Source organism: Halorubrum rubrum, from assembly GCF_024494685.1.
Taxonomy (GTDB): domain Archaea; phylum Halobacteriota; class Halobacteria; order Halobacteriales; family Haloferacaceae; genus Halorubrum; species Halorubrum rubrum.
The window spans coordinates 45,960-71,488 of the sequence record NZ_JANHDM010000016.1; the positions used below are offsets into that span (position 1 = coordinate 45,960).

Genomic DNA, 25,529 nt, shown 5'->3' on the forward strand with positions numbered 1-25,529 from the left:
CGGTTACGACGGATCTCGCCTACGGCCGGCCGATTCACGAGATCCCACGGTACATAGAGACTCATGGGATCGATGAAGTCGTAATAGCCTCACGTGGTCGCGACGGTGCCGTGTTAAGCTAAGAACGAGGCGGGACGAGGATTCAGTGCCTCTGCCGAAAACCGTCCGCCTCACCGGGCCTACCGAGTGGATCGACTTGGAGTTTGTGGAGCGAGAGCGGACACTCCACGAGATCATTGGAAAAGGTATTCGTCACCACCTCGCTGAATTATCACTTTCGAATACAGTTATTCATCTTGGGGAATTGGGTGTCCAACGAAGTCGTGTTGCCGTTCACAACTGGGTACAGAAAGCCGATCTACAGCCAGCTGACGGTGAGAGTCCGGATCGCGTTGCGGTCGATCAGAAAGCGATCCGGATCAACGACGAGCAGTACTGGCTGTACGCTGCTGTCGATCCACAGACGAACAGAATCCTTCATTCGCGGCTGTTTTCGACGTATACGATCCCGATCGCACGAGAATTTCTCACTGAACTAGCTGAGAAACACGACGTCGAAGACGCACTGTTTCTCGTCGATGACGCAGACGATCTGATCGGTGGACTCTGCCGCGAAAACTACAGCTACCGCGTCGAACGACACGGCTTCAGAAATTCTGTCGAACACGTTTTTAGAGAAGTACAACGGCGAACCTCTTCGTTTTCAAACCGTTTCAGCCACGTCGATCCACCGACCGCGGAAACGTGGTTACAAGCCCACACCGTCTGGTGGAATCATGCTTAAGTTAACACGACGCCCGTTTTGATCGACGCTCTCACTTTCGGGACCTGGCTCGGTCGAACCCGAATTAAAATCGAGAATCCCGTTTCCGTGCGTCGTCACGAGTCGGACGTCCCGAAGCGCCGTCGGAATTCGCGCTCTATCTGCCCGAGCACGAGGGGGAGGAGACTCATCCCGAACACCAGCAGCCACCCCTCGAAACCGATAGGGGTAGTGCTCAACGCCAGGGAGATGCCGGGCAGGTAGACTGCGCCGACGAGGATCACTGATGACAGTCCCAGCGCACCCCACACGTACAGGTTCTCCGTGACTTCGTTTCTGACGAGACCGGACGTTACGTCCCGGACGTTAAACACGTGCCAAAGCTGGGCGAAGGCTAGCGTGAGGAACGAGATCGTGACGGCCTCATCGGTGTCCATACCGCCGGGGTACATCCCACCACCGATCGCGAATGCACCGATGACCGCGGCTGAAATCAGTACTCCGAACAGCCCCAGTTCGGTCCAGTTGGTTCGCGTCATTATCGGTTCCTCGGGATCCCGAGGTGGACGGTCCATGATGTCACTGCTTCCACCGCAGGCACCGAGCGCGAACGCTGGAAAGATGTCGGTCACGACGTTGAGGAAGAGAATCTGTAGGGGGAGCAACGGGAGTGGGAAGCCGAGGAGCGCGGCGATCAGAATGACGAGCAGTTCGCTGACGTTACACGACATGAGATACAGGACGAACTTCCTAATGTTGCTGAAAATGATCCGTCCCTCTCTGACGGCGTGATAGATGCTCTCGAAGTTGTCGTCCTGCAGAATCATGTCCGACGCTTCCCGAGCAACTTGCGTCCCACGCTGACCCATCGCTACGCCGATGTCGGCCCGTTTGAGTGCCGGCGCGTCGTTGACACCGTCGCCAGTCATTGCAACGATAGAGCCTGCTGCCTGGTGAACGTCGATCAAATCGAGTTTGTTGGCGGGATTGACTCGCGCGAAGACGGAGGCGTTCACGAACCGGTCCCGCTCCGCCTGGGTGAGGTTTTCGACGTCGTCGAGTTCGCGGCCCTCGATGACCTCGGTGTCGTCCGAGTCTACCAGCCCAACGCTCCGGGCGATATTTTTGGCTGTTCCCGCGTGATCACCGGTCACCATGACAACTCGCATCCCCGCGTCCTGACACCGCTGGATAGTCGGTCTGACTTCTTCGCGCGGCGGATCGATCAACCCAACGAGCCCGATCAGAGACAGATCCTCGTACGGCGATCCCGCTGTCCGATCCACGTTTTTCCGGGCGAGTCCGAGAACGCGCAACCCGTCCTCGGCCATTCGTTCGCTCTGTTCGATCCACTCGTCCTTCTCGGTCGCCGATAGCTCCCGGGAGTCCTCTCCCGTCACTACCCGAGAAGACGAGTCGATGACCTCTTCCGGGGCTCCCTTTACGGCTACCGTGTACCGTCCGTCGGAGTCGTGGTACGTTGCCATCATCTTGACGGCCGGATCAAACGACACCTCCCAGGTTTCCGGCAGCGATTCGAGAAGGTCATCCCGGTCGAGTCCTCCCTTCATTCCGGCTATCAGGAGGGCGACTTCCATCGGGTCGCCCGTCACGTTCACCTCGCCGTCTTCCTCGGTCACGGAGGCGTTGTTACAGAGGACACCCACTTTGAGTGCCTCTTGCATGGCGGGGTCCTGCGGCTCGTCTCGCTCTTGACCGCCGTGCTGAAACGTCCCGTCGGTGTCGAGTCCAGTCCCCGTGACCTCCACCGAGCCATTCGCCAGCTCGTAGGCGGCCACAGTCATCTTGTTCTCCGTCAACGTCCCCGTTTTGTCAGTACAGATGACTGTTGTGGAGCCGAGCGTCTCGACGGAGGCGAGGTTGCTGATGAGTGCGTTGCGGTCGGCCATCCGCCACATCCCCCTCGCCAACACGAGCGTAGCGACAATGGGGAGCCCTTCCGGCACTGTCGCAACCGCCAGCGCGATGGCCGTTTCGACCATCAGGAAGAGATCCTGTCCCCTGAGCCATCCGGACACGAGGACGATAGCCGCCACCACGAGGAGTAATGGAACGAGTTTCTGTCCCAGATCGTCTAGCTTCTCCTGGAGTGGCGTCTTCTTCTCACCTGTCTCTTGGAGCGATGCTGATATCTGTCCCAGTTCCGTGTCCGGTCCCGTGGCGACAACGACTGCTTCCGCGGTCCCGCGGGTCAGGTACGTCCCCTTGTAGAGCATGTTCTCCCGCTCGGCAAGGGGAACGTCCTCATCAAGAGGGTCGCTCGTCTTGCCGACGGGGACCGATTCGCCAGTGAGAGCCGACTCATCAACTTGGAGTCTGGACGGATCTATTACCCGCAGATCGGCCGGGACAATATCCCCAGCATCGAGAATGACAATATCTCCCGGAACCAGATCTTCTGCCGGAATTTCTTGATCGTCACCGGCTCGACGGACCCTGGTTTCGATTTCCGTCATTTCCTGCAGGCTCTCCATCGAGCGGATGGCTCGCATCTCGGTGACGAAGCCGATAGCGCCGTTTATGACCAGAACAGCGAGAACCGCGGTACCTTCGATAACATCCCCCATCACGAACGCCGCCACGGCCGCGACTGCGAGCAGGAGGACGATGACACCCGTAAATTGGCTTATGAGAACCTCTAGCCAACGTCGTTGTTCGACTTCGTGCAGCTCGTTGGGACCGAACCGCTCTCGTCTGCGCTCGACTTCCTCTTCCGTCAGTCCCTCGTCTTTGGATACCCCGCGTTGCCCAAGAACGTCGCTCACCGACCGTGACCACGGTGGCTGACTCCCGCTCCTATCTGGCACCATGGCTCAGTGAGATCCCTGATTTCCCGTCACGGAACTACTTCGAGCTTGAATCGTTGTATAACCCGTGGGTAGGTGGGTTAAACAGCCGCAACACGGCGTCTTCGGGATGGCGGACGTTCTTCTCGTTGCTCGAATACAAGTGTGAGCGCGAGGGGACGCACTTCGTCACGGTGGACCCGAGAGGGACGACCAAGGAGTGCGCGTCGTGCGGCGTTTCGACCGACAAGCCGTTGTGGGTCCGTGAACACTCCTGTCCTGCCTGCGGATTTGAGGCGGACAGGGACGCGAACGCGGCGTGGAACATCCGTTCTCGCGGTCTACAAGATGTAGGAGTGGGGTACTCCGAATCAACGCCTGTGGAGACTGCGCTCCCTGCGGACACCGATTCGGTGCCTACAAAGCGCGTCGTCGAAGCAGGAAGCCCTACCCTCAAGGAGCGAACGGCGTCAGCCGTGAGCGAGTAGGGTAGTTCACGAATACTGATAGCCTTGGGTACAGACGCTCCGCCACTTCTGGTTGGTCAAGCTGTGTCAGTCTCACTCATTGACGGGAGCGGCGTGACCCGAAACACGTAGTCTTCGTAGGCGAGATCCAGATTCGTCGGGCTCTCGTCGTCAGTATGCTCTTGACATAAAACGGCCGTTGCTTCGACTGCGCCGTGACCTGTCTCCTCCTGATACCGTTCGAGAACTTTGAACGTCGCTGGTTTGTCGCAACCGCGACGGTGGCACCGGCGAGACGAGTCGGGGCTGCCGCTATCTTCGCGTCGAGTCTCATCGGGCACGTCTTCTGTATCGTCAGATGGTTCAACTTCTTCGGCACGGACAGGCGCTTCGGTAATCTCTCGCTGGCGTTGTTCTTCGCTAGAGGCTTGCTTTTCTCGGTCGTTTTTCGTATCTGCCATTCTTCTTCTTAGGTGATCGGACGACATAATCCTGTGGCTCTCCCCGCCTCTATACAGTACACAGACAGATCATCCCCTGTGTCCATGAACTGTCATCGTTACATGGGACACAGAACGAAAGTCCCTCCACTGGATAGTTGACGCACAAACAGACCAGAGATGGGGGATTAATGCGTCTCCCATGCTGGAAGATAACAATGGACATCACGCAACAGAATGAGACGCTCCTGGTGCCCGTAGCGAACCCTGAAACCGTAGAACGATTACTCGACACCGCTATCGATATCGCTCGCGGTCAGTCGATGCGAATCGTCCTCTTACACGTGGTCGAGGTTCCCCCTCAGATTCCACTCTCCTCGGGTGACAGTCTCATCGACGACGATGGTGAAGAGGTACGACTCCTCAATGAGGCGGTCGAACAAGCCACAGACGCTGACATCCCAGTCGAATCACGAATGCGGTATGCGCGGGATGTTGCCACCGGAATCGTGGGGGCAGTCGATGTACACGACGCTGACGCTATGATCGTCGGATGGCGGGGACGACCTCGACGGCGTGACATCATCCTGGGGAGTTTCCTCGACCGCATTCTCGGTGAAGCATCCTGTAGCGTCTTCGTCAAACGCATCCGCACACGTTCGAGGGCTATTGATTCTATCTTAGTTCCAATCGCAGATGGCCCACACTGTGAGTTGGCCGTCAAGCTCGCCGGGACGATCGCGGCACAGCACAACGCGTCCGTTCGTCTGTTTCACGTTACGCATCTCGAAGTAGATGATTCAACGCAGGCTGACACCTCAACGCTTCTTCAGGACTACGAGTCTTTCCTCGCTGAAAAAGACGTTAGCGTCGAGACATCGACCATCCAGAATGAACATGTTGCGGGCGCGATTACGGACGAAACGACAAACCACGATCTTACCATTCTCGGGACCACGCGCGATCCGTTCCTCAAGCGAAAGCTCGTCGGGTCGGTCGCCGAAGGCGTCGGACGGGCAGCTGCCAGTTCGGTGATTTTGACGCGCAGCATCCCGAAGGACGAAGACGTCTGATGATACACGGAACGCCGAGGCCGATGGACCGTCACTCGGTCCCTCACGATCCGTGTCGCCCTTCATCCCCTGCTAAACGAGCGTAGCCTCAGCAATGATCACTCACAGTCGCGCCTCTACTCACGGCACCTGACAGCAGGTTGGATTGGTTCTGGGGCCAGCACTGTTCACCGGCGTTCTCTTTGCTTCTCCGTACGACTTCGCTCATCTCGGCGACACGCGTCGCCAGCGTCTCGGCGTCGGTCGAATCTAGGAGTTGTTCGACACGTTCGAGAACGATCGAGCGAGGAGTGCGCCTGTAGCCCGCTTCTCGCCCTTCCGATGGAGTGATTCGCTCGACGAATCCCGCATCGACGAGAACTCCGAGTCGCTTGCGGGCGGTTCTCTCGGTGGTCATGGCCTCTCTGCGACGGTTCCGACCGAGTGCGGTTCGTAGGCCCTTTTCACCACGGAGCGAACGCGCTCCTCGGGAGTGCCTCCTCTTTCCACTCCTCGCGGACGCGTTGATTTACGTCGCGGGGTGATTGTCCGTCATTCGTATTCCCCCGGTGTACCCCGGTATTGCCTTGTGAGCAAATACCAACTTCGGCTGTTCGGGGGCGGTTCCGGATCTGTCCCTCGTGGTCAGCGAGCAGCCGTTCGCCGACACCTCCGCGTCGGGCGTGTCGAGTGTTGATTCGTAAGCGAAGTGGTGATCTGGAGAAATCAAAACTGCGAATCTCTGGAAGACGGGACGGACGAATTCTATATTGCGATATATGATTTACTCGATCGGGCTCGAACACGGGTTCTCCCCCCGACGGTCGCCGCCGACTCCGGAACGGTTAGGAGGACGCCGACGGAGGTCCACACATGACGAGTTCCGACTGGAGCGACTGGCTGCCGCGCGCGGTCGCGGAGGCCGACCCGGAGACCGTATCGCTGTGGTACCTCGGCTGTAACGGCTTCGCGATCAAGGGTCGTGACGGCACGGTTCTCTGGATCGACCCGTACGTGGGCACCGGCGACCCGCCGCGGACCGTCCGGATGATCCCGGTGCCGTTCGACCCCACGGACGTCGAGACCGCGGACGCGGTGTTCGCCACCCACGAGCACACCGACCACGTCCACGGTCCCTCACAGGCCCCGATCCTCGCGAACACGGAGTGTGAGTTCCTCGCCCCGGACGACTCGCTGTCTGTCGCCCGCGAAGAAGAGGCTTGGACCGACGAGTGGGACGTCGACGACGACCAGTTCACCGAGGTACACGAGGGCGACGAGTTCCGGATCGGCGAGTTCACCGTCCACGTCGTCGAAACGTACGACGCGGACGCAACCCACCCGGTCGGCTACGTGATCGACCACCCGACGGGGACGGTGTTCCACGCCGGCGACAGCAAACCCTCGTCGACGTTCCCGGCGCTCGCCGAGGAGTACGACATCGACCTCGGGATCCTGGCGTTCGGATCGATCGGAGCGATCCCCGACAAGGAGACCGGCGAACCGGTTCGAACCAAGTGGTACAGTGACGAGAACGAAGTGATCGAGGCCGCGAGCGCGCTGGAGATCGACCGGCTCGTCCCCACCCACTGGGACATGTGGAAAGGACTCACCGCGGACCCGACGGCGCTTCACGAGCACGCCCGCAGTTTCGAGTACCCGAAGCGGCTGGAGATCGTCGAGATCGGTGACCGGATGGAGCTGTAGGCGGGCGTCGTCGCCGCCACGGGCCGGGATCAGTTATCACGCCTGAGAGGTCGCCCGTGGAATTTAAGCCCTGGCTTGCGGAGGGTAGCGTATGAACGAACGGACGGCTGAAGCGACGACGACCGTCGAGGAGGACGGCGTTCGCGTCGAGAAGTCCTTCACCGACGACGCGTTTCCGGTACCCGCAGTGACCTTCGATCTCTCCTCCCGCCGCGAGGACGCGGTCCGGGTGCGGGTCGTCGACCGAATTCCCGAGGAGTTCCCGATGGACCGGGTCGGGTTCCATCCCGACTACGAGAGCGAGAACTGGACGGCCTACAAGGACCACCGGGTGGAGTTCGAGCGGGTCTTAGAGCCCGGCGAGTCCGTCGAGACGGTGTTCGGGATCCGCGACGACGATCCCGATCTGGAGGGGTTCCTCCGAACCCCCGTCATCGAGCACGTCCCCGTCGACGAGGAGATCGGTGACGTCCTCGGAACCGGCGAGACCGACGCGGTCCGGGAGGTGCTTTCCGGGGACCGCGCGACGCTGCCGGGAATGGAGGACGCGCCCGCCGAGAGCCACCCGACGAGCGGGGAAGACGCCGAGGCGGACGAGGATCCACTTCTCGGCGATCCGGCGGTCGAAACGGACGCAGCAGACGACGTGGCGTCCGCCGAAGACGGCCCGGAATCAACCCAGGACGACGCGGCGGACGGCATCGAGACGGGTCGGGAACCACGGACCGTCGCCGCCGAGACGACCGCAGCGGTCACTCGCCGCGAGGACGCATCGAAGACGAAATCGGCCGAAGATCGAGAGACTGACGAGGACCACGAAGACGACGGCGTCACGCCCGAAGTCGACACGGGATCCGACGGTTCGGGTTCGGGAGCCGACATCGATCCGGACGCGGGACCCGACGTCGACGCGGTCTCGGCGTCCTCCGAGGCAGGGGTCGCGGCCGCGCTCGCGGAGGAGATCCGGGCGGGAGCGGTCGACGAGGACGACATGGAGGTCCTGCGGTCGGAGCTCGACCTGGGCGTCCCCAGGAGCGTCGACGTCCGGATCAACAGGCTTCAATCGAGCGTCGCCGACATCGAGGCATACGCCGACGCGCTCGCCGAGTTCATCGACGAGGAAGGGACCGCGAGGGAGATCCTCGACGGCCTCGACGCTCGCGTCGAGGACCTCGAAGCCACGGTGGACGACGTCGACACCCGGATCACGGCGGGCGAACGGGCACACGGCGAGCTGGTCGACGACGTCCGGACGGTCGAGACGACGGTCGACGAGGTGGAAACGTCCGTCGAGACGGTCGAGTCGAAGACTGGCGACCTCGCGGAGATCGTCGAGGACGTCGAAACCGACGTCACGACCGTTCGCGGGGATATCGACGAGGTCGAGACGACGGTCGAGGATCTCGACGACACCGTTTCGGCCGTTCAGGCGACGACCCACGGGCTCGAGGAGACCGTGGAGGGCATCGCCGGGGACGTGACCGCGCTCGAGGCCGACCTCGCCGGGCTCGACGACGCGCTCGACGACGTCGACGACGACGTCGAGACCCTCTACGAGGAGGTCGACGACGCCGCAGCGGGAGTCGAACGGACGGACGGGCGGATCGACGACGTGGAAGAGCGGATCGGCCGGTTCGACGAGGAGTTCGACGACCTGTGGGATGACCTCGCGGAGGTCGATTCCCGGTTGACCGACATCGAGGGGCGGCTCGGGGACGACTTCGAGGACGTCGAGGCCGAGTTGGAGACGATACACGACCACCTCGAGGAGCTCGAGGCCTTCCGGAAGCGACTCAACGAGGCGTTCGGACCGTAGTCGGTCGAAAGCGCAACCCGTTTCAGCCGCGGTGCCCCATCACGGACAATGACACACCCGCTCCCGGTGGCCGTCCCCCGCAAGGGCCGTCCGCTGGAGGCCGTCCTCGAGCGGATCGCCGACGCCGGACGCACCGACGAACTCGACGCGCTCGCCGACCAAGTGAGCAACACGCTCCGCTACGAGAAGTCGGTGACGAAAGGCTCCATCGAGGCCGACGACGGCCCGTACCAGCGGCTCGCGGAGTACTCCGACCCCGAGGAGCCGGGAAACCCGGAGTTCACGCTGCTCCGTGACGACCGGGAGGGGAAGCCGCGACGGATCGTCTTCGACGCCGCGACCGTGACGATCGACGGCGTCGAACTCAAACTCGTGGGGCGCGAGGAGCCGTTCCGGGCGCTTCGAACCCACGAGTTCGCGCTCGGATTCGACTCGGCGGACCTCGTGTTGGAGGAGGTGGTCGGGATCCGGCCGACCGGGCTCGCCGGCCTCGCGGACGTCAACGACCGGATCGATCCGGTCGACACGGACGTCCGCGTGGTGAGCGGGCTCGGTGACACCGTGTATCACACGCTGATGGGTCGGCCCGAGGTGCTGGCGCCGGGACGTGAGTTGGACAGGCAGTTCCTCGCGGAGTACGAGGGACCGTTGTGTATCTCCCCGCGGTACGAGCGGCTCGTCACCGCCGTGTTGGGGACGGACACGCTGGAGGACGTCGAGTTCGTCTATCCGGACCCGGAAACGTCCGAGGAGGCGGCCATCGCGGACGCGGGAATGGGCGTGTACCTCACCGTCACCGGATCGACGGCGCGGGATCACGGGCTCGTGCTCGGCGAGCACCTCTTCCCGAGCGAGACGGTCGTGATGCGTAACACCGCCGAGGATCACCCGCATTTGAAACGCGCGCTCGCGTTGTTCGACGGACTGAGTGCCGAATCGAAACTCGCGGTCTGATCCGCTCTCAGGCGGTCGATACGGGATCGACCGTCCACGAGCCGGCACTCGTGAAAGTTGCGAGCAGCTTAGCTGTCGGCGATCGGTAATAGTCACCGTTCGACGGGATGGGTACTGAGTGATATAGAGGGAGACGTAATCCTCATAGGAGCGCTTAACACGGTATAACGGAGGAGATGATCCATGAGTACAGCGGTACCGACGACGTTCGGATTCGTGTGTGTACAGAACGCGGGACGGAGTCAGATGTCGGCTGCGTTCGCTGAGCGAGAACGTACTCGCCGAGGGTTAGGGGACGATATCGAGATCCTTACCGGCGGTACACACCCGGCCGAACGCGTTCACGACGAAGTGATCACGGTCATGCGGGAGCGAGACGTCGATCTCTCGAACCGGACGCCACGAGCGGTCTCGACCGAGGAGCTCGAATCGTGTGCTGTCGTCGCCACGATGGGCTGTTCGACGCTGGAACTGGACGCCGAGAACGTCGACGTTCGAGACTGGGCGTTAGACGATCCGCACGGGCAGGACCTCGACACTGTTCGCGAAATTCGCGACGACATAGAGCGACGCGTCAAGGCGCTGTTCGACGAGTTCTATCCGGACGAACCGTAGCGTAGACGTACCAAACCAGCAATCCTCCGCTTGTGGGAAGTCCCATCGTTCACGGCCGGGAGGATGTCACAACAAGCAACTACTACGATATTTCCCCGTTGGACCGCACACGACGGTGAAATCGACTCGAATCCCCGTACAGCCTCGGTCGTCACCGATTCGACCCCCACGCTAGGAAGGCGTACACCGACGAGACCCCCTGAGGTAGAGCCCGCGTTCAACACGGGCTGAATGGTATGTACTGAGAGTGCTGGCCTGAACGTGAGTAGTCTCTGTAGTTGCGGACGCCAAAACTGCTGTACGGATTCGAAACCAGTCCATGAATTGTTGAGATGGCCATTGACAAGTTACATCTTCTCGACAACTTATCATTCTGAAACTTGTAGGGTTAGATACGATGTGTCGGAACCACGAGGCAGTGAACTACGCAACAGGAACAGCGACATCGAAAACCGGGCTTATCAACATGTACATTCACGGCGGTACGCTCCTCTCAGTACTCACACTGCTGGTGGGGCTGGTGAGCACTGGAACGGTAGATGCCGCGATTCAGGTGTGGTGGCAGTTGGCTCTGTTGAAATCCTCTTCTTCAGATATATTCTTGCCTGAAACAGCCAGTCAATGAGAGTTGCGTAAAGACCAAACTGTTTTTCGGCCGGACATTATTCATTTGAAGTCACACAAGGCATTTAATCCGAACTCCACTTTGATCAAACAACATGTTCGCGCTAGCCGGGGACCGTCGTCTCACTTTAGCGATGCTCGGTGGTGTGTTAATCCCTCTCGTTCTGGGCCTCAACGAGGCTGCACAGGAGTATATCGGCCTTGCTGTCGTGGTGCCAATGTTGCTCGGATTCGGACTGATCGAAATCTACCGCTCATACGGAGACACCTACGGGAATTCCGGAAGAGCAGGCGTTCTGTTGACCGCTGCCGGTATATCTCTCTTGGGGCTCGTTGTTCTCGCCTACGCACTACTGCCACCGATGTTTGCGCTCCTGTACATCCTCGCCGTCCCGTTCGTCGCGGGGTCAGTCTCTCTCGCGCTCGGGTCAGGATTGCTTGCACTTGGTCTCCGAAAGGCTGGCCTCATCTCGCGCCCAGCAGTAGCAGGACTCGGACTCGGTGTAATTCCTATTCTTGGAGCGATGTTCTCGGCTAGTTTCGGTTCCGGCACTCCATCTGCAATCTGGGCAGTTCTCATCGGAATTCCGTACGGTTTTGGATGGGTTCTTACTGCCCATGAACTGCGGACAGCACATAGAGGCCGTGTTCCACAGTCGCCCCAAATCTCTGTCGGAAGGACCGTCATACCTCACGTAGTCGGTGCCGGTCTCGTTGGAGCGATATTGGTACTCCTCTCAGCCGGACGGTTTCTTCCGCTAGGTGCGCTCTCGACCACACCGTGGGTCGGAGAGAGCTTCGCATTGGACATCTTACATCTTGGGGTGGGACTCCTCGGTCTTGTTGTCGCCGTCTCGGGACGACCCGAGAAGGTGCGGACCTACGATCAGATTGTTGGTATCGGCGCACTGTGTCTGGTGGGTATCACACTGTTCGGGACGTTCGTCTCAGTACCCGGAATACACCGTCTTGCGGCTGAACTTGGGTTGATTCTTACGGACACCATTCTCTATGTCCCCATCGGAATTATCCTCACGACTCTTGGGTTCGGCGTTGCTGTTGAGGATTCTTGAATCAACTATACCGACCGGATAGCCCTCAATCTTGTTAGCAGTTGAGGACTTCAATATACTCGCATAATTATATCTTGATGGGCAATTAATATGCTCGTATGCCCCCGAATATCCCGACACGAACGGCCCTTCAAGCCACTAAGTTACTGCTCGCCGGAGCAGTTCTTCTCGTTACCGCAATGGCATTTAATTATCTCCCGCAACCATACTCAACGTGGCCAACCATTGGATCAATACCAGTCAGTCCTGAACTCGTCGTTCCGGCACTACTCGGCGTCGTTGTCGTGGTTGAAGCGTTTGTAGAGCAATTCAGTATTGCGTCAGTCTTCCTTGCTCTCTTCGGGGGCCTAACGTTCCTACTTGGTACAGCGAGCTTATACATGTTGTACGCAGTCGAATCTGGCGGGGTATTCTTCATTGGATTCTTCACGATGATCGCAGGGATTCTCCTTGCTGTCGGGGTTTTTCTCCACACAATTGTACGAACAGAACGCTTCAAAACTGCTTCTAAGGGAATAATAAATTCAATCTCTAATTAGTTAGATTTGGCTCTGTTGAGATCCTATTCTTCAGACACATTATCGCCTGAAACAGCTGGTCACTGAAAGCTACATATTACCCGACAATACTTTCAACAGATCGTCAAAGTTCTACGTTATTCTACGGGTGTGATTCTCCTAATTGCCTCTAATGATGTACCTAGAGAAACAGTTAGGGCAAGTACAATCAACCCAATTACTAACTGATCACGTAGCTCCAAGTATTGGCCTAACTCCTCAATTCCAAGCGGAGCAATATAACCTGCAATAAGCACCCCAACAATAGCGATTGTCACCACTACTATTCTCTTATCCTCTGGGACAGGCTTAAAGACAAACCAACCAGCACCGACAGTGGGAATTAATACAATCCCCCCTATAAATGAACCCCCCGTAGCTATCAGGAATAAAACCACTGTGACGGCCGCACACCAAAGGGCTATTTTTTGAAGTTCCACACAAATAAGTTCATAATAGCGCCACTTATACATTTGTGTTACATATCATTCTGACTACTCTATTATCGAACTAGGTAAATACCAACTCTTCTGCATTGACGGCAACCGGATCAAAATACATCACTTACTGAGGATCTCAACAGAGCCACTTCTTAAGTAGTCGAAATTTAGAATCACCGATACGAATATATGGATACCAAAGAAACACCATTCTATGCAGTCCCCGAACTCAAATTCCCTTCGGACCGTGTATAGTCGATATGGTCCCACAACGGATCGCAACGACATAGTTGCAGGATATGCAGCAGGAATCGGTGCCATCTTTGTGTCGGCACTATACATCACGTCGGTTTGGTTCGTTGACTCAACGGTTTTTGACCTCAGCTGGTCGCCGTACTTTGCGGCTCTTGAGTTTAACTGGGTCGTCTACTCTGGAGTGATTGGGCTGGCCTTTGCCGTGCCAGCGGCGTTTTTTGTCGGAGCGGTCGGCTGGCGGATTACCCCAACTCAAACTGCGTCAGGCGGTGCTTTGAAGGGTGCCGTTGGCGCTGTAGCTACGTTCTTGGTGGCTTTTGTACCAATCGCGGCGGTCGTCTTCGTGCTCGAAATTACGAGTTCAGAGTCAGTCGGAGCCGGTATCGCATTAGCGAATGCGCTTGAACTCTCTGGCATCTTTATCGCCGTCGGATTCATACTCACGTGGTGGCTCGCAATTCCTGTGGGCTGCCTCGTGGGAGTAGTATACACGGCCCGCCGTCCGATTGCGAATTAAACCGCGTACCATCGTAACTGGCTCTGTTGAAACGGATATTTCCAACAGGTAAAGCCGTGAAGCTATCGCTTACTACTTGTCCTGTATGGAACGGGAACGAGCCTAATTCGATACCCAATACCAGAACTCCACGAACGAATTCGGAAGATTCGGAAATCACACGCTTCCATTTATTACCCACCGGGTTCGTGTCGACAGTCCAACGATGATAACGGACGCCCGCGTACTTCAGCCGGAATTCATCCCCAGCGAGGTGAAACACCGGGATGCAGAGGTCAACACGCTCTCCAGTGTACTCCGCCCGCTCACTGACGGTGTACGAGCTGATCCGGCGTTCCTGTACGGGCCGTCCGGCACAGGGAAGACTTGTATCGCGCAGTTCACTGTCGAACGACTCCGCCAAGAAGTCGTCGACGTGAACTACCAGTACGTGAACTGCTGGGAAGACTACAGCCGCTTCAAAACCCTGTACACTATCCTCGACGGCATCAACAACACCATCGACATCCACCGGCAGTCAACTCCGAAAGACGTGCTGCTCGACCGGCTCAAAGACTACACCGGCCCACCATACGTTGTCATCCTCGACGAAGTTGACCAGCTCCAAGACAAGAGTCTGCTGTACGATCTCTACCGCGTCAAAGACCTCACAATGCTTCTCATCGCCAACAAGGAAACAGAAGTCTTCGCAGAGATTGACGACCGTCTCACCAGTAGACTCACGACCGCGACCCGTATCCACTTCGACCACTACTCCCGGTCAGAACTCACCACCATCCTTAATGACCGCGTTCAGTGGGGGCTTGTCCCGAATATAATCGATCAGGAACGCCTGAATCTGATTGCTGCGAAGGCGGCCGGTGATGCACGGATCGCTATCGGTATCCTGCGCAACGCCGCCCGGCACGCTCACGGAAACAGCCTCGATGAAATCCCCACAGATGTGATTCGAGATGTGGTTCCGGAAACGAAATCGGAAATCCAGCAGCAAACCATCGACCGCCTCACCGACCATCAACAAACCCTCTATGACATCATCACCGATCACGGCACTATCGAACCCCAAGCCCTCTATGATGAGTATCAGGAACGTGTTACAGATCCGAAGACCAAACGCACTGTTCGGAATCACCTCTCGAAGCTCGAACACTACAACCTCATCGGATCCGAAGGAAACACAAAAGGCCGCATCTATCGCGCCCTGACCTAACGAACGGTACAGATTCGCGGTGTGTGCTGGTGGGTTTCGGAAGTGACACGCCGATCCATAACCCGGACGGTGAACACGTGTTACTGTACGGATGCCACCGAACAACACTAACACCGAGTCCGATCCAGACCGTCCAGTTCCGGAAGGAACTCGTGACAACGTAACAGAAGCAATCACGAGTCACGGATTCCGCGAGTGGTACGATGAACGGCAGATTGAGCAGAATCTACTCGATGGGAAGCCGTATTTCAACGGCCCGTCACCGCGGAAACCACCGGACAGGCACACGCCGAGCAAACTGTTACAGTGTCACCGGAAGGCGCTGTACGCCCGGCAGAACGCACCGCGAGAAGGCACCACACCGGACGGGATCTTCTGGATAGGATCCACGTTCGAAGAGGACATCATCGTGCCGTACCTACAGGACGCAACCCCGGACGGTCTGTACATCCAGAATTCCCTGTGGATTGACGCGACCGTCACGGTTGGCGATACTGAAATGCGATTACGCGGGGCGACTGACCCAGTTGTCGTAACTGCAGACGGCGACCCAGCGATCCTCACGGAGATTAAAACGACAACTGATGTTGACCACTTGACCGAGCCGAAGCCACACCACAAGGCGCAACTCCACGCGTACCTGTACGCGCTCAACAACGAGTACGACTACCCTGTCACTGAGGGTCTCATCATTTACGGGTCGCGGAAGACGCTCGACATTCGCGTGTTCCAGGTCACGTTCGACGCGGACTTCTGGCAGCGCGTCGTGGACTGGATGGCCACGCAAACCGCCTACGAGCAGGGTGGTGAGTTACCGCCAGCTGATCCGGAGCGCGATTGGGAGTGTACGTACTGTTCGTTCAAGCATCGGTGCGGGCAGGCTGACACGCCGTACCAGGACATCGGGCCTGACGGACTACTCCCAGTGTTCGATGGGTACGACCGGGATACACTCACAGAGTATCTGGATGCACACGATGATGCACGACTCACACCGACACTCGCGCACGCGTACCCGGAGTTAGCCGCTGAGTACGGAGTGTATGACTGGTCGTGTCCGCGGTGTAGTGAGACGTACGCGTGGGACGAATTCGACTGGGATGGGGACACATCGAACCTTCCGATCTGCCCAACCTGCCGTCGTGACGGGAAACTCCTTACAGTAAGCGGGCCAGAACCAGACGAACAGTTACGAGATGGGTAGCGGGTTATTCATTCATCGTCAGACGCGGAGTCATTCTTTGAGGTGTCACTGGACTCACTCTCCGCTAGTCGGTCCTGTAGTTCTGTGTCAGTCAATTGGCTTTGACCTTCATCTGCACCCGTGTTTGTCTCCGAGTTATCGTCTTCAGCATCTGGATTGTGCGGTGGCTCGTCAGACGAATCCGGCCGGACCACGGTAGGTGAGGATTCGGTTTCCGAATTTGACTCAGACGTAGACCGTGACTCTGACGGATCAGTCTCCTCACTTGTACTGGCCTCTTCGTCGTCAGCACCAGTATCAGTCTCCTCATCAGATTCCTCTTTGAGGGCCTGTACTTCCTCTAATTCCGACGGTACTCCAGTGCCGTCCTCTCTGGGGGCAATACGCTCATCGCGTGCCGCCTCAAACTTAATGAAGTTCGTCGGGTTATCCTCTACCCACTCGACGATCTCCTCGGTCTTCTGCTCGATTTCCTTCTGCCGGCCCCGCATCTGGTAGTAACTACTAACGATTCCTTTATTCGCCATACGCTCAGCGACGTACTTTCCCAGGTCTGTAAGCGTGTACACGTGTTTCGTGCCGTGGTCGTTACTTTCCAATTCCACTGTGAGTAGTCCGAGGTGATCTGCATCGATGCGCCGCCGTGTAATTGTGGATGAGGTAATCTCAATTTCCGATTCTAATTCCGAATACGCCCGTGGCCGCTCATACAGTAGCGCTATCAGTCCGATACTGCCTTTCAACTGTAGAAACTCTACCAGCGTCCCACACGGTTCGTACTCGTCGCTATCCGCCATTACGGTGTTACACGACCGCCGGGTACAAGTGAATCATAGTTAACTCCAAATCAAGGCTACTTCCAAATTTCTCGCAGTTCCAATCTCTCGGAAATTAGAATTCGGGAGAAGTAACCGCTCTGAGGTCGTTTATGTGGATATACCTGGAAATCACACCCGGATGTTTAGACTCCAAACTGGAGTATTAACTGGCAGAATCGCTATGCAGCCGATACACAACACCTGGCCGGCAGAACAGCCGGCCCTACACCACGGTCACGGGGTGGTGGCCGATGAGTGACCCGCCAAGTGTCGATGACCTTGATCTGGAGCGGGCACTCGGACACCTTGGCAAGCAAGCTGACGACGTGATCGAAGCCGAGATGGAGTGGCCGGAGTTCGCTACCGAACTTGACGTATCCCGCTACCGGCGTGATGACCCGTACGCCGAGTGGCACCCAGAGACGAACGACTTCGCCTCGATGTTCCTTGCGGTTCTATGGGCGGAAACCGAGGATGAATCGGTAACCGGGCTGGAAGACCGGTTGACAGACAATCCGAAGATTGCTGAGGCCTTCGGGTTTGATGAGCCGGATGACATCCCACACGGTGATACGTTCGCTCTTGCGTGGCGGAAGCGATTCGATGAGCTACAGGAGACGATTGGGACTGCAGCTGACGATATTGATCGGATCGCCACAGAGCGTGGCAGTCCGATCGGTGGGCACACCGGGTTGGATACTGAAGAGACAAGCGGGTCATCGAAGCGAACTGAACAGCGCTTGCTGCGGCAGAAGACAAAGGAAGTGCTGGACAAGATGTCTGACGTAGTATTCCCCGCACTGGACCTGCCACGGGCAGAAAAGGCGATTTACGATGAAGAGGATCTGCTGGAGTTAATGACGGTGATGGGGATTAACGGATCTGCTGCGCACGGTGCTTCGGATACGAACAGTGACCGGATCGCAGCACAGAAAGACATCGACACGTACGATGACCCGTTCTACGAGGACGGCCCGACAGGACAGACGTTGTTAGACGCGGTCCGGGAACTCAGCGTCACGGGCATAACCGACATGGTGAATCGCGCAGCTGAACGCGCGTTGACGCGCATCAAGCCGCATGCCGAATTCCCTGACCCCGTGTTCATGGCGATCGACATTACGTACGTCGCCTACTACGGAGACCGCGGGGAGATGGATTGGGTCACAGGAACACCAGCTAACAAGGAGTACAGTTGGTGTCACAAGTTCGCTACAGCGACACTCGTTGGTGACGGCGTCCACATGGTCGTGGGGATGCTTCCAGTCGGGAACCCGGAAGAGGTAGATAACGAGGCATACCCGGGTGATGAAGAGAAGACCGTCATTCACGGTGATGTTGTCCGAGAGTTGGTCGATATTACGTCGCAGTACGTGACACCGCGATGCGTCTATGCTGACCGGGCATTTGCTAGTGCCGACACGATCGCCGCGTTCGAGGAAAACAATTTGCGGTACATGATGCCTGCACCGCGTAACGACCGGACGACACCGTGGTTAGAGCGAAATGTGGATGTTGAACGCGGTATCATCGCCACTGAGCAGGACTGGGCGGTTTACGGCCCTGTGAAGGACGGCGTGTCGAACGAGCGCGTCACGACGAATCTCGTCGGGATGCCGGGCGATCCTGATGAAGAACAGTACGGGTTCGGTGAGAAGCCTGATCCAGACGAAGAAACCGGGGAAGATGACGGGGACGAGGATGATCTTGAGCCGGTACCGTTCTATACGAACACGCACGTTGACGACGAGATTGCCGTGGATCGCCGGCAGACACGGCGAAAGGTGGAACAGTATAATCGTCGTGGTGGGATTGAGACTGCATACAAGAAGATCAAAGAGTTCGCCGCGTGGACCACCTCGAAGGAGTTCGAGGTGCGTCTGTGGCACTTCGGGTTCGCTGTCCTGCTATATAACGCGTGGCTGATGGTCGACTTCCTCGTACAGGTGGGGTTAGACAAGGAGTTCCGGTCGAAGCCCCGAATCACAGCGGACCGGTTCCGCAGCTACATTCAGCGGCGGTTGACACGGCTGATATAGCCTCTCTTTCTGTTCGGGTTCGCTCTTTTTGATGAGAGCCATCAGTACGCTGTGACCGTGTTTTTGCGGTGATTTCGCTGGTTTTCGGTGAAGTATCTGGTTCGTGATAGTTTGACGGCGTGATTTAGCCGGGAACCCGGCGAGATCGGGACTGGAACTAGGAATCCAGTTCAGCAATACGGGGGTCTCGTGAACTACAGTAGTCTTTCTACGTATTGCGGGATATGGTTTATTCGTCCGACCACGGACGCCCGCGAGAGACGAGATCACGCGTCACGGAACGGATCGGTACGAACTCCGGTCGTGCCGAACCGCAAGTATCACGCTCCACCGCCGGCCGACCGCCGATCCGTATCCTGGGCCGACGGTCGCTCGAACACCGACGCCTACACGCGCGAGGTCGGGCTATGGGCACTCACGATCGACGACACGAACGTCGGACGCCGGTGGTCCACGCTCTCGAACGGTGAGATCACGTCCGAGCTCTCGACGCGTACTTCGAAGGTGGTGAGGTGGCGATGGATTCGGAGTCGATTCGGGATCGCCGTCGACGACCGACCCGAGGCGGACAGATCGGTTCGATCGGCTCGGTTCCCGTACTCGTTCGACCGGGTACGGCGGATAAGAGATATCCCTAAATCTGGACCCCCAACGGGAATAGTAATATCAAGAATTATAGAGCTCTATAAGATAGATCTCGCTTTGTAGTACTACTTATGTGGGCCACACTGGTGCCTGAATACAGTATAAGGTCACTTATCCGTAACTCTGGGATACATTCAAGTCGATACGGCGAGAGGGCCTGAATGAATGAGCGACGACCGTCGATCGGTGAAGACGTACGTGCCGGCCGAGCAGAAGACGCGCTGGCAACGACACGCCGACGAGCTCGGGATGTCACAGAGCGAGTTCGTCAGAACGATGGTACAGGCCGGGAGACGCGGATTCACGCTCCCGGAAGCGAGTACCACGGAGGAGGCCCATTCTGGAGGGTCCGACCCCAGGGGTCACGGCCTCGAAACACGGATCGAAGCGGCGATCGCCGACGGCCACTCGTCGTGGGACGACCTCGTGGACGCGGTGTTCGCCGACTTCGAGGATCGTCTGGAGGAGACATTGGATTCCCTACAGGAACGCGACCGTGTCCGGTACAGCGGGCGCGACGGAGGGTACACGCTCGTCGATGAGTAGCACGGAGACGGTCGAGGACGTCGAGGACCCGGTGGGATACTTCATCGAGGACCTTCGGTACCACGGGAAGACGGGAAGAACGAGGGAGTCATACGAGCGCGTTCTCAGGCGGTTCGAGGCGTTTCTCGACGACGGGACGACGCCCTCGACGGCGACCCATCGCGACTGTATGGCGTTCGTCCACTCGCTGCGCGGCGACGTCACGGCGAGCACGGTCGCGACGTACGCGGCGTACCTTCACCGGTTTTACGGATACATGACTGAGGTGGGCGTCTTCGACGGCAACCCGATGACGCTCGTGATGGAGGAGATGGACGAGACGATAGACAAGGACCCCGCTCGTCGGGACGTCTCGATCCCGCGGATGCGATCGTTCGTGAACGGGATCACCCATCCGCTCCACCGTGCGCTCGTCTGTACGCTGTTGAAAACGGGGATGCGGGTCGGAGAGCTGTGTAACCTCGATCTCCGTGATCTCGCGGTATCCGACCCGGAACTCGAGGCGGCATACCGGCTTGGAACGCGCCCGGCGCTCACGGATCGGCCGAACTCGCTGTACGTGACGCCCGACGCGGCGGTGGGCGAGGAACTGAACGGGGAGGTTCGGACCGCCTCGAACAAGCGAAAACGCGAGACGGTGATACCCGTCGACGACGAGCTTCGAGCGGTTCTGAAACGCTGGCTCGCGATACGGCCCGACGCACCCTCCCCGGCCGAGCCGCTCTTCGTCGGTACGTCGGAGGGGTGGGGTGAGCGGATCGATCCGCAGGCCGTACGACACGTCGTCGAGCGCTACGCACGCGAGGAGGGCTGGTATCGGACCGGCGGCGGAGCCGGCGAGAACGTTACCCCGCACTACTTCAGGCACTTCTTCACGACGCATCTCCGCGACAGAACCGGCGATCGAGGCGTCGTGAAATACCTCCGCGGGGACGTCGCCGACGACGTGATCGACACGTACACGCACAACTGGGGCGATCGGGTTCGAGAGATCTACGAGGCGAACGTGTACCGGCTGTTCGACTGAGAGCGACCGATCTCGTGCGGCGATCCCGAGTTATGTCGCGTTCGAGACGACGATAAACTGCCACATCTCGATCGTATAAATCTCATGTCGCGATATGAATGACCTACCGTGATGTGACCCCGCTCAAACCGATCCACCGTCCACCCGTTTCGACGGTCTCAGGTGGTCGTCGCCAGGCGGAACGGATAACACGCCACGCCGTCGACACGAGGTCATGGGCCGGGAACGAGTCGCGGCCGGCACGGACGAGCCGGGGGCGTTGAACGCGTTTCGGCAGTTCTTCGCGCTCGAGCGGGACGTGCTGGTACTGTCGCTGGCGATGTTCGCGTTCAGCCTCGGCTTCCAGATGACCAACCGATACCTCCCGGAGTACATGGTCGCGCTGGGGGCGTCCGGGTTCGTCGTCGGCCTCTTCGGGACCGTCGGGAACGTCGTCTCGGCGGTGTTCCCGTATCCCGGCGGCGCGATCTCGGACCGGATCGGATCGCGATACGCGCTCACGCTGTTCGGGCTGGTCTCGACGCTCGGGTTCGCCGTCTGGCTGGTCGCGCCCGCGTTGGGCACGGTCACCGTCGCCGGCGTGGCGATACGGCCCTGGATCTGGATCTTCGTCGGTCTGTTCCTGGCGCAGGGCTGGAAGTCGTTCGGGCTCGGCGCGACGTTCGCGGTCGTCAAACAGGCGACCGACCCGTCGCGACTGGCGGCGGGCTTCGCCAGCACTGAGACGTTCCGCCGGACCGCGTTCCTCGTCGGCCCCGTGCTCGCGGCCGTGTTGATCGGCTTTCACCCGGAGTTCACTGTGAGTTTCCGGTACGTCCTCGCCGTGGCGGTCGTCTTCGGCGTCGTGGGAACGGTCGTCCAACACGTCCTCTATGACGCCGGTGAGGACTCATTCGGAAGTTCATTCGAAGGACTCGGTCGTATCAAACGGGATCTACGAGAGATGCCCGAACCACTCCGGCCGCTACTGATCGGCGACACGCTCGTGCGATTCGCGAACGGGATGGTGTACGTCTTCTTCGTGTTGGTTATCACGCAATTCTACGAAGTCGGCTTCGAGGGCACCGTCGCGCTGGCCGGGTTCTCCTACGGCGTCGACCTCTCGCCGGCGACCTTCTTCGGCTACCTGCTCGGCGTCGAGATGCTGGTCGCACTTCTCTCCATGGCACCGGCCGCGAAGGCCGCGGAGCGCGTCGGTCTCAAGCCGATCGTCGGGGTGGGGTTCGCGGTGTACGCCCTCTTCCCGATCGCGCTCATCGGCGGTCCGGAGGTGCTCGCGTCGGTGATGCCGCTCTCCTGGGCGATGGTCCTCGTCTTCGCGTTCTCCGGGCTCCGGTTCGCGGGGCTCCCCTCACACAAGGCGCTGATCGTCGGTCCCGCCGAGCGAGGAACGGGCGGGCGCGTCACCGGGACGTACTACCTGTTGCGAAACACCGTCGTGATCCCGAGCGCCGCGCTCGGCGGCTACCTCTGGGAGTTCGTCAGCCCCGAGGTCGCGTTCACGGTCTCGGCGGCGATCGGCGTCGTCGGAACCGGCTACTTCCTCGTCTTCGGGCGGGAGTTCGAGGCGTATCGCTGATCGAACTCGCCGTACCCGCCGACGGTTTAAATCTGCGCGAGCCGAACGGAAACCGATGTGTGGCCGCTATACCCTGTTCACGCCCGCTTCGACGCTCGAGTCCCGCTTCGGCGTGACGTTCGGGGACGACTTCGAGCCAAGCTACAACTGCGCGCCCGGCGAGGACCTCCCGGTCGTGACGGGTGAGGACCCCGATCGGGTCACCCGGATGACGTGGGGACTGACCCCGTCGTGGGCCGAGGAGGCGTTCGACCTGATCAACGCCCGAGCGGAGACGGTTCGGGAGAAACGAAGCTTCGCGGACGCCTACGAATCCCGCCGGTGTCTCGTCCCCGCGGACGGGTTCTACGAGTGGGTCGACGGGGGCGACGGAACCGGAAGCCGGCCGTACCGCGTCGCCTTCGAGGACGACCGTCCGTTCGCGATGGCCGGGATCTACGAGCGGTGGACGCCGCCGGAACCGGAGACCACACAGACCGGGCTCGGCGCGTTCGGCGGCGGGACGGGCGCGGGCGAGGGTGACAACGTGAAAGAGGGCCACCGCGGGGACGACCGGATCCGCGAGACGTTCACCGTCGTGACGACCGAGCCGAACGACCTCGTCGCCGACCTCCACCACCGGATGGCGGTGATCCTCGCACCTGACGAGGAGGAGCGCTGGCTCCACGGTGCGCCCGAGCAGGCGGCGGCGCTCATGGATCCCTTCCCGGCCTCGGAGATGGAGGCCTACCCGGTCTCGACGCGGGTGAACGCCGCCGGAACCGACGGCCCGGAGCTGATAGCGCCGGTCCGCGTCGAGTGAGCGATTCGGGGGCGAGACCGACGAGAGCGGCAGCGAAACGAGGGTCGGCTGCTCCGAGGGACAAACGGGCGTTTGTTCCTTGCGAGCCTTTACCGCGGGCGCGACGAACCTCACGCGTATGGACACGAGACGACTGCTGCTCGTCGTGACGGTCGCGGGCCTCGTGGCGCTCGCCGGCTGTTCCGGTGCCGGGACGGGAGGGGCCGGAGGGGGCGGGGACGCCGGCGGCGACGTGCCCGAGTCGCGATCCCCCGCGGGTGACGGAGCCGACGCGCCGGACGGAAGCGCCGACTCCGAAGGCGGAGAGACGGCGGTCTCCGACACCGCCGCCGAGGACGGCGAAACGGTCGCCGCGGTGGCGGAGCGGCGGCTGATCCGGACCGGCGACCTCCGGGTGACCGTCGACTCGTTCGAGGAGTCGAACGCCGAGGCACGCTCGATAGCCGACGAGTACGGCGGGTTCGTGAGCGACTCGACGCGCGAGACCCACGAGCGGGGCGACGAGAACTACACCGTCGGTGCGCTCACGATTCGGGTCCCGAGCGAGGAGTTCGACGCCGCCATGGCCGACCTCGAGGCGCTTGGGACGGTCGAGCGGTCGACGACGGAGAGCCGGGACGTCACGGACCGGATCGCGGACCTCGAGGCGCGCTTGGAGAACCGGCGCGCCGAGCGCGACCGCCTCAGGGAGCTCTACGAGGAGGCGAACACGACTGAGGACGTACTGGCGGTCCAGCGAGAACTCGCGGACGTCCAAGCCGAGATAGAGCGGATGGAGACGCAGTTGGCCGCCCTCGAGGAGCGCGTCGCGCTGTCGACGATCCAGGTCGAGCTCCGTGAGGAGCCACCCGAACCGTCCGCGGTGTCGACGGCGTGGTACGACACCGGCGTGGTGACGGCGTTCCTCGAGTCGGTCCGCGGCCTCGGAACGCTCCTTCGGGCCGCGGTCGTCGGTGCCGCCTACGCCGCGCCGTACCTCCTCGCGGCCTGTGTACCGCTTTTCGGCGTCGCATTCGCGGTTCGTCGTCGGCTATCACGGCGGGACGCCGAGGAGTGACGAACGTCGAGGATCGGTGGACGCCCCGTGAGTCCGGCGTTCGTCGGCGAACTCGGCGAACTCCGGGGTCGTCGACGATTTCGACGATGGCGACGGCGACCGGCTACGACCCGTCGACCACCCGGATCGCGATCCCGTCCGGATCCGCGACGGCGAACCCGTTTCCGGCGAGCGATTCCGAGTCTTCACCCCCGAGTCGTTCCCGGAGGCTGCGGCGGCCCTCGTCGTCGGGGACGACGACCTCGAACCAGTCGATCCCGCGGCCGGCGGCCGGCTCCGTGCGTCCGTTCCACGTGTTCGCTCCGACGTGGTGGTGGTAGCGGCCGGCGGCGACGAAGCGCGCGTCGGGAGAGGTCGCCCGGAGGTCGAAACCGAATTCCGCTATATAGGGCTCTGTAGTTTCGCTAGACGCGAAGCCGACGACTCCGTTATCTAGGTAGAAAGCGAAGAGACGGATCGGTGTGACATCCGAAATCCGTCTCTTCACGCGTGTTACGGTGGCGAAGGCTAAATCA

General features: G+C 59.8%; 24 protein-coding genes and 1 pseudogene. 19 read left to right on the forward strand and 6 right to left on the reverse strand.

Going from position 1 to position 25,529, the window contains the following annotated elements; genetic code table 11:
- Positions 1-151 precede the first annotated feature (151 nt).
- The gene (locus NO889_RS15225; RefSeq protein WP_256413106.1) at positions 152-784 is read left to right on the forward strand and encodes an IS6 family transposase; all 633 of its coding nucleotides are present in this window, start codon (positions 152-154) and stop codon (positions 782-784) included.
- A 95-nt stretch (positions 785-879) separates the two neighbouring features.
- On the opposite strand, the gene NO889_RS15230 is transcribed toward NO889_RS15225, so the two are convergent.
- Positions 880-3,549, reverse strand: a complete 2,670-nt coding sequence (locus NO889_RS15230; protein ID WP_256413083.1) for an HAD-IC family P-type ATPase — start codon at positions 3,547-3,549, stop codon at positions 880-882.
- Positions 3,550-3,674: 125 nt separating this feature from the next.
- Between NO889_RS15230 and NO889_RS15235 the strand changes: the two are divergent.
- Positions 3,675-4,058 (forward strand): annotated as a pseudogene (locus NO889_RS15235) (RNA-guided endonuclease InsQ/TnpB family protein); the annotation flags it as partial.
- A 56-nt stretch (positions 4,059-4,114) separates the two neighbouring features.
- On the opposite strand, the gene NO889_RS15240 reads toward NO889_RS15235, so the two are convergent.
- Positions 4,115-4,498, reverse strand: a complete 384-nt coding sequence (locus tag NO889_RS15240) for a hypothetical protein (protein WP_256413084.1) — start codon at positions 4,496-4,498, stop codon at positions 4,115-4,117.
- A gap of 197 nt (positions 4,499-4,695) precedes the next feature.
- On the opposite strand from NO889_RS15240, the gene NO889_RS15245 reads away from it, so the two are divergent.
- Positions 4,696-5,550, forward strand: a complete 855-nt coding sequence (locus tag NO889_RS15245; RefSeq protein WP_256413085.1) for a universal stress protein — start codon at positions 4,696-4,698, stop codon at positions 5,548-5,550.
- A gap of 88 nt (positions 5,551-5,638) precedes the next feature.
- Here the strand turns inward: NO889_RS15245 and NO889_RS15250 are convergent, their stop codons facing one another.
- On the reverse strand, positions 5,639-5,947 hold the full coding sequence (locus NO889_RS15250; RefSeq protein WP_256413086.1) for a helix-turn-helix domain-containing protein: 309 nt from the start codon (positions 5,945-5,947) through the stop codon (positions 5,639-5,641).
- A 455-nt stretch (positions 5,948-6,402) separates the two neighbouring features.
- Between NO889_RS15250 and NO889_RS15255 the strand changes: the two genes are divergently transcribed.
- From NO889_RS15255 to NO889_RS15285, 7 genes are all read left to right on the forward strand, one after another.
- Entirely contained in the window at positions 6,403-7,236 is an 834-nt protein-coding gene (locus tag NO889_RS15255) for an MBL fold metallo-hydrolase (protein WP_256413087.1), read from the forward strand.
- A gap of 91 nt (positions 7,237-7,327) precedes the next feature.
- The gene (locus tag NO889_RS15260; protein WP_256413088.1) at positions 7,328-9,052 is read left to right on the forward strand and encodes a hypothetical protein; all 1,725 of its coding nucleotides are present in this window, start codon (positions 7,328-7,330) and stop codon (positions 9,050-9,052) included.
- A gap of 48 nt (positions 9,053-9,100) precedes the next feature.
- Positions 9,101-10,006, forward strand: coding sequence for a phosphoribosyltransferase HisG-related protein (locus tag NO889_RS15265; RefSeq protein WP_256413089.1), 906 nt, complete (start codon positions 9,101-9,103; stop codon positions 10,004-10,006).
- Positions 10,007-10,189: 183 nt separating this feature from the next.
- Positions 10,190-10,621 (forward strand): low molecular weight phosphatase family protein, encoded by a 432-nt coding sequence (locus tag NO889_RS15270; RefSeq protein WP_256413090.1) that lies wholly within the window; start codon positions 10,190-10,192, stop codon positions 10,619-10,621.
- 418 nt (positions 10,622-11,039) lie between these two features.
- Positions 11,040-11,246 carry a hypothetical protein gene (locus NO889_RS15275; protein ID WP_256413091.1) on the forward strand — a complete coding sequence of 69 codons (207 nt, stop codon included), beginning with the start codon at positions 11,040-11,042 and terminating at the stop codon, positions 11,244-11,246.
- A 94-nt stretch (positions 11,247-11,340) separates the two neighbouring features.
- The gene (locus tag NO889_RS15280; protein WP_256413092.1) at positions 11,341-12,318 is read left to right on the forward strand and encodes a hypothetical protein; all 978 of its coding nucleotides are present in this window, start codon (positions 11,341-11,343) and stop codon (positions 12,316-12,318) included.
- Positions 12,319-12,416: 98 nt separating this feature from the next.
- Positions 12,417-12,857 carry a hypothetical protein gene (locus tag NO889_RS15285; protein WP_256413093.1) on the forward strand — a complete coding sequence of 147 codons (441 nt, stop codon included), beginning with the start codon at positions 12,417-12,419 and terminating at the stop codon, positions 12,855-12,857.
- Positions 12,858-12,973: 116 nt separating this feature from the next.
- On the opposite strand, the gene NO889_RS15290 is transcribed toward NO889_RS15285, so the two are convergent.
- Entirely contained in the window at positions 12,974-13,315 is a 342-nt protein-coding gene (locus NO889_RS15290) for a hypothetical protein (RefSeq protein WP_256413094.1), read from the reverse strand.
- A 214-nt stretch (positions 13,316-13,529) separates the two neighbouring features.
- Between NO889_RS15290 and NO889_RS15295 the strand changes: the two genes are divergently transcribed.
- From NO889_RS15295 to NO889_RS15305, 3 genes are all read left to right on the forward strand, one after another.
- Complete coding sequence (locus NO889_RS15295; RefSeq protein WP_256413095.1) at positions 13,530-14,087, forward strand: hypothetical protein; 558 nt, start codon at positions 13,530-13,532, stop codon at positions 14,085-14,087.
- Positions 14,088-14,292: 205 nt separating this feature from the next.
- A complete protein-coding gene (locus tag NO889_RS15300; RefSeq protein WP_256413096.1) occupies positions 14,293-15,297 on the forward strand; it encodes a Cdc6/Cdc18 family protein in 1,005 nt (334 codons plus the stop codon).
- A gap of 91 nt (positions 15,298-15,388) precedes the next feature.
- Positions 15,389-16,501 carry a CRISPR-associated protein Cas4 gene (locus tag NO889_RS15305; protein WP_256413097.1) on the forward strand — a complete coding sequence of 371 codons (1,113 nt, stop codon included), beginning with the start codon at positions 15,389-15,391 and terminating at the stop codon, positions 16,499-16,501.
- Positions 16,502-16,509: 8 nt separating this feature from the next.
- On the opposite strand, the gene NO889_RS15310 is transcribed toward NO889_RS15305, so the two are convergent.
- Positions 16,510-17,298 carry a hypothetical protein gene (locus NO889_RS15310; protein WP_256413098.1) on the reverse strand — a complete coding sequence of 263 codons (789 nt, stop codon included), beginning with the start codon at positions 17,296-17,298 and terminating at the stop codon, positions 16,510-16,512.
- A 272-nt stretch (positions 17,299-17,570) separates the two neighbouring features.
- On the opposite strand from NO889_RS15310, the gene NO889_RS15315 reads away from it, so the two are divergent.
- The 6 genes from NO889_RS15315 (at position 17,571) to NO889_RS15340 (ending at position 25,014) form a co-directional block, all read left to right on the forward strand.
- Positions 17,571-19,358, forward strand: a complete 1,788-nt coding sequence (locus NO889_RS15315; RefSeq protein ID WP_256413099.1) for a transposase — start codon at positions 17,571-17,573, stop codon at positions 19,356-19,358.
- An 810-nt stretch (positions 19,359-20,168) separates the two neighbouring features.
- Positions 20,169-20,549, forward strand: a complete 381-nt coding sequence (locus NO889_RS15320; protein WP_256413100.1) for a DUF5805 domain-containing protein — start codon at positions 20,169-20,171, stop codon at positions 20,547-20,549.
- Entirely contained in the window at positions 20,542-21,576 is a 1,035-nt protein-coding gene (locus NO889_RS15325) for a tyrosine-type recombinase/integrase (protein ID WP_256413101.1), read from the forward strand. The genes NO889_RS15320 and NO889_RS15325 overlap by 8 nt, the downstream gene beginning before the upstream one ends.
- Before the next feature lie 214 nt (positions 21,577-21,790).
- Positions 21,791-23,155: an MFS transporter gene (locus tag NO889_RS15330; protein WP_256413102.1), complete on the forward strand. Its 1,365-nt coding sequence runs from the start codon at positions 21,791-21,793 to the stop codon at positions 23,153-23,155.
- Between the two features lie 55 nt (positions 23,156-23,210).
- Positions 23,211-23,957: an SOS response-associated peptidase gene (locus NO889_RS15335; protein WP_256413103.1), complete on the forward strand. Its 747-nt coding sequence runs from the start codon at positions 23,211-23,213 to the stop codon at positions 23,955-23,957.
- A gap of 118 nt (positions 23,958-24,075) precedes the next feature.
- Positions 24,076-25,014, forward strand: a complete 939-nt coding sequence (locus NO889_RS15340; RefSeq protein ID WP_256413104.1) for a DUF4349 domain-containing protein — start codon at positions 24,076-24,078, stop codon at positions 25,012-25,014.
- Between the two features lie 103 nt (positions 25,015-25,117).
- Here the strand turns inward: NO889_RS15340 and NO889_RS15345 are convergent.
- On the reverse strand, positions 25,118-25,529 hold a 412-nt coding region (locus NO889_RS15345), incomplete at its 5' end, for a VOC family protein (protein WP_484496870.1).